Consider the following 5110-nt stretch of genomic DNA (forward strand, 5'->3'; position numbering starts at 1 on the left):
GGCATTCGGCGGCGTATCAGGGCCAGCTTCAATGAGCAGCACGCGAGCGCCATAGGCGGAGAGCCTGCTCGCCATCACGCATCCAGAGGAGCCACCACCCACGACGATATAATCGAAAACCACGCAAACTCGCAAATGTCTGAGTCGGGCAAAAATCTAGCAGACGGCGAGCAAGCAAAAACGCGCAATTATCTTGCAGGACGCAGGAAATCAGCGCATTCTTAAGAGATTCGCATTATGGCGGCCTCCCAACGGGGCGGAACGTTTAAACATGACCTTGCCAGCAGTCCATCAGGGCTGAAGGCGATGCCGGAGCGTCGTGACTTAAGTGGACAAAGCGCATCGCGACTGAAGGGGACAAACCTATCGCGAGATACATCAGAATGCAGCCCGGTAGGTCCAGAAGTGCTTTTGCAGCATCGCGCTGACGAGGCCGTTGTAAGGAGCAGAATGATGCTTCGCCTTGCGCTCCATCGCCGCTTTAGCGGTACGAAAACTCCCGTCCCAATCATGGCCGGCGGGCAAGGCGGCTGACCCTTGCGCCAGTCATCGGTGAATCGGATCAACCAGTTGTTGAATGCGCGTAAGATTGCGCGTTCTATACATCGATTGGCACCGCCAAGGTTACCTTCGTGCGATCCATCACAATCATCGTGCTGTAATTTCTAACAGCCGGGCTATCAAAGAAGAAACGCCTCGAGAATGCGTCGTACTCTGCCAAGTCACGCACGGAGAGAAGGAGAACGAAATCGGCGTTACCGGTGACCGCATACGCGCTCATTACTTCAGGCGCCTTCTGTAGAGACTGCTTGAAGCGATCGATGACGTCGGAACGATAGCGCTCAATGTCGACCAAGACCAGCATCATCAGGGACCTGCCCACCGCCTCAGGCGACACGATTGCAACATCAGCCTCAATTACGCCAATTTGTCGCAACTGCTTCAATCGCCGCTGACAGGCCGTGGGCGATATACCGGCCAGTTGGCCCAATTCTTCCGTTGTTTGGCGATTGTTGCGCTGAACAGCGCTTAAGATTTTCAGATCTATCCGATCCAATTCCATGGTCATTCTCCGGAATAGCTGCAATTTGCGCAGAAAAACTGCGATATGCACTCGACTGTAGCCTCAACCCCGCGCAGACGGAAGCCCAAACGATCAGGCCAGGCATGGGACCAAAGTCGGCTATCGTCCTCGACGTCAGTTATAGCCATTGGCCGAAGAGTGCTGTCCACCATCGCCCAACTGACAATGGCAGCCGACGGTCAAAAGCCGAGGCCTTGCGCCCAGTTCGGCCGAGGAAACGTCTCGGAACTTAAACGCTAAGCCGACTGGACGATGATGATAGGGGGGACCTCTATTTCCGCGCTTCGGCTTCCATTCGTTGGCTCACGCTGCCAAGAGTCTCATCTGTGTATAGGGAATCGAGCGCTAGGTTCGCCTGCCCCGGTTGCTGCATCAAATGCAGCCGTCTTGAGGTGGTTGGGAAAAATCGTCACCGCAGCCACACAAACCGCCGGCCTTATGCAACCTGCCGGCAATTTCGCATAATTACTGCATCCCGCCGCTCAGAATTTGCGCAAGGCGCCCAATGTAGCGCGCTATTGTCTCACAACGGCACCTACACGCCACTTCATAAAGCAGAAGAGGCCTGGCTTTGCAGGCTTCAGATTGAGGAGTTCGCCTATGAGCAAGCAATTCGCACCTGAAATGGATGCAGGTCTCGCGGTTTTCAATCGCCTGGAGTCTGAGGTGCGCAGCTACGTCCGCGCCTTCCCCGCCCTATTCGATCGCGGAGTCGGGACCACTCTCATCGCTGCAGACGGTCGGGAATATCTCGACTTTTTCGCCGGTGCAGGCGTTTTGAATTATGGGCACAACAACCCCGTCATCAAGAAGGCGCTGCTGGATTATATCGAGCGCGACGGAATTGTGCATGGGCTGGACCTTGCCACGACGGCCAAGAAAGCCTTCATCGAAGCTTTCGAGCGATACATTCTCAAGCCTCGTGGTCTGACATACAAATTACAGTTTCCCGGCCCCACAGGTACGAACGCGGTCGAAGCGAGTCTAAAACTGGCTCGCCAGGTGACCGGGAGATCGAACATCGTCTCGTTTACCAACTCGTTCCATGGGGAAAGCGCTGGAGCATTGGCAGCGATGGGAAACAAGGAGCACCGGGCCGCTGCCGGGTTTCCCCTCGCCCATGTGACATCGTTGCCATACGAAGGCTACCTGGGGGCGTCAGTTGACACAATCGATTACTTCGAAAAGCTTCTCAATGACCCCAACAGTGGCCTCGACAAACCTGCCGCGGTGATCCTGGAAGGGATCCAAGGTGAAGGCGGCATCAATGCTGCGAGCGTTACTTGGCTGCAACGGCTGCGCGAGCTAACGTCGCGGCACGGAATCTTGATGATCCTCGATGACATCCAGGCCGGGGTCGGTCGCGCGGGCAGTTTCTTCAGTTTCGAAGCGGCTGCAATTGTGCCGGACATCGTTACCCTGTCCAAATCTTTGTCGGCGATCGGAACCCCAATGGCCCTTATTCTCATCAAGCCTGAACTTGATGTCTGGGCCCCGGGCGCACACACCGGGACCTTCAGAGGCAACAACTATGCTTTCGTCACTGCTCGTGCGGCCCTCGAAGCTTACTGGTCCGACTCCAAGTTCGAGGATGAGATCGCTCGCAAGTCTGCGATCTTGGTCCAAGAACTCAACGCGATTACCGAGGAATTCCCCACCCTCGGCCTGAGCGTGCGAGGCCGCGGTCTGATGTACGGACTCGTTTCACCGAAGCACCACTCCTTGCCAGGTCTGGTCTCCCAGGAGGCTTTTCGTCGGGGCTTGGTGATCGAGATCGCCGGCTCATACGGTGAGGTGCTTAAGTTCATGACTGCCCTCACCATCGCCGAGGCTGACCTTCGGCGTGGTCTGTCCATCATTCGCGACAGCATTGGCGCAGTAGCGACTACCCTCGACGGTGGAGGCGCGGCTCGCTAGCCGACAAAGCACCGGGCCACTAGCAGGTCCAAAATCGGGCCGCTCGCAGTCACGGAACGGGAAGGCCGTTCCGTGGCATGTGGCAGTGGGCGAACTCGGAGCGGCTGAACGGCAGACTAGGGCTTTCACTGCCGGACCGATACCACGGTTGCCGTTCTTCCTGCGGCGCCGACCACTGTCGCTGCGCCAATTCGAAGAAAATCGAGCGATAAGAAAGAGGACTGGATGGCCAGCAACGACGTAGTCAAAAATTATATCGATGGCGAGTGGCGGGATTCTGTGTCCGGCACACGCATCGAGGTCGATGACCCGGCGAGCGCCGAAACGATTGCTGTCGTAGCTGAAGCAGGACCCCAAGACATCGAGCTTGCCGTTACTGCTGCTCACCGCGTTTTTCGCGACCGCGTGCTGATAGACATGCATCCGTATGATCGCGGTCGCATGTTGTTTCGCGTTGCCGACGCCCTTGAAGCGCGTTTCGACGAGATCGCAGCCATTAACTGCGCGGAGACGGGGAAGGCATTGGAACTTGCCGATGGCGAGGTTCAGACCGCCATCAGATACCTGCGATACTATGGTGGCTTGGCCGACAAACTTGAAGGGCGCTCGATCCCGCGCGGGGCCAACCTGGTCAACTACACAGTCAGAAGTCCCTTCGGCGTGTCCGCCCAGATCGTTCCGTGGAATGGTCCACTTGAACTGACGGCCCGCTCGCTGGCCTGCGCCATCGCAACCGGCAACTCAGTCGTGGTGAAGTCGCCGGAACTAGCTCCCCTTTCCGGAGTTGAACTTGCGCGTGCCTGTGAGACAGCGGGGCTGCCTGCCGGAGCGGTCAACGTGCTCACTGGATACGGCCAAACGGCAGGCCAGGCGCTGATCGAACATCCCGACGTTCGCCACATCGTCTTCACGGGCTCGATTACTACTGGGCGGACGGTGCTCAAGACGGCAGCGGATCGGATCGTGCCCTGCATAATGGAACTGGGCGGAAAGTCGGCTGCAGTTGTGTATTCCGATGCCGACCTCGACTGCGTTGTGGAAGCGGTACGCGTCGGGACCTTTCTGAATGCAGGCCAGAATTGCAACAACCTTACACGTCTTATTGTGGAACGTTCTATTGCAGACAAACTGGTGGAAAGAGTGAGGGTCTGCGTCGAAGGACTGTCGGTCGGTCCAGGACGCGAAAACTGCGACATCACCCCGTTGATCTCCCGAAACCAACGACAAGGAGTTGAGCGGGCCTGCCAGACGGCCCTCTCGCAGGGCGCGCGACTCGTAACCGGCGGGACTGCGCTTTCGGAGCGGAGCGGTTACTTTATGGCGGCCACGGTGTTTGCCGATGTCGCGCGAGACAGCAATCTCTTCCAGCAAGAAGTATTCGGTCCTGTTCTTGCCGTTACCACGTTCGATAATCCGGGAATGGCCGTCAATCTCGCGAACGACACCGTTCACGGTCTGGCAGCGGGCGTGTTCACGCGGGATATTGACCGGGCCCTCTGGACCGCCGACCGCCTTTGGGCCGGTCAAGTGTACGTGAATGGGTGGTATGTGGGCGGGGTGGAAACACCGTTCGGTGGGATAAACCAGTCCGGCTACGGCAGGGAGAAGGGTCAGGAAGCGCTGGACGGCTACGTTCAGACGAGAAACGTTGGTATCCGCCTCTCGCAGCCACCATCTGGAAATTGAACGCTTGCTGATCCCTACCGACGGCGCGGCTGTCGGGCGATGCAGGATTCAATGACCTCGACCAAATCGAAATAAGCCCGGCGAGAGAATCCGTATCGGAGGTCATCGAGAACAACTCTAATCATAGGATTTTTGGCTGCGGACGGGCTTTACCCACCACGGACATGTAGGAGCGCATTGCCTAGCCCGCTGCGTGGGTCGCATGGGTCAGGAGAGGATCACAGTGCTTCAGAGACAATTGAGATTCGCAGAGCTGCCGCCGAAGATTTCGACAAGTTGGCAATGTTGAACCGCGAGTTGATCGAGGCCGAGAAGCATCGAAACCCCGATGACGGTTTCAGAACTCAAGGAGCGGTTTATTCAGTTGGTGAATCGCGAAATTTGGATGGTCGACCTCTTCAGCCAGAACGGCGAGATTGTGGG

General features: G+C 57.3%; 4 protein-coding genes. 2 read left to right on the forward strand and 2 right to left on the reverse strand.

The features are described 5' to 3' along the window. Both EN879_RS23685 and EN879_RS23690 read right to left on the reverse strand, forming a co-directional pair. Window positions 1-123: FAD-dependent oxidoreductase (locus EN879_RS23685; protein ID WP_127274279.1), on the reverse strand; the 123-nt coding region annotated here is incomplete at its 3' end. A gap of 475 nt (window positions 124-598) precedes the next feature. After that, on the reverse strand, window positions 599-1063 hold the full coding sequence (locus EN879_RS23690; RefSeq protein ID WP_063169349.1) for an Lrp/AsnC family transcriptional regulator: 465 nt from the start codon (window positions 1061-1063) through the stop codon (window positions 599-601). Between the two features lie 621 nt (window positions 1064-1684). On the opposite strand from EN879_RS23690, the gene ectB reads away from it, so the two are divergent. Both ectB and EN879_RS23700 read left to right on the forward strand, forming a co-directional pair. After that, window positions 1685-3001 carry a diaminobutyrate--2-oxoglutarate transaminase gene (gene ectB, locus EN879_RS23695; protein ID WP_063169350.1) on the forward strand — a complete coding sequence of 439 codons (1317 nt, stop codon included), beginning with the start codon at window positions 1685-1687 and terminating at the stop codon, window positions 2999-3001. A gap of 225 nt (window positions 3002-3226) precedes the next feature. Continuing rightward, window positions 3227-4687 (forward strand): aldehyde dehydrogenase family protein, encoded by a 1461-nt coding sequence (locus EN879_RS23700; protein WP_063169351.1) that lies wholly within the window; start codon window positions 3227-3229, stop codon window positions 4685-4687. Window positions 4688-5110: the final 423 nt, after the last annotated feature.

The sequence above is a fragment of the Mesorhizobium sp. M7A.F.Ca.AU.002.02.1.1 genome, from assembly GCF_003998535.1.
Lineage (GTDB): Bacteria > Pseudomonadota > Alphaproteobacteria > Rhizobiales > Rhizobiaceae > Mesorhizobium > Mesorhizobium ciceri.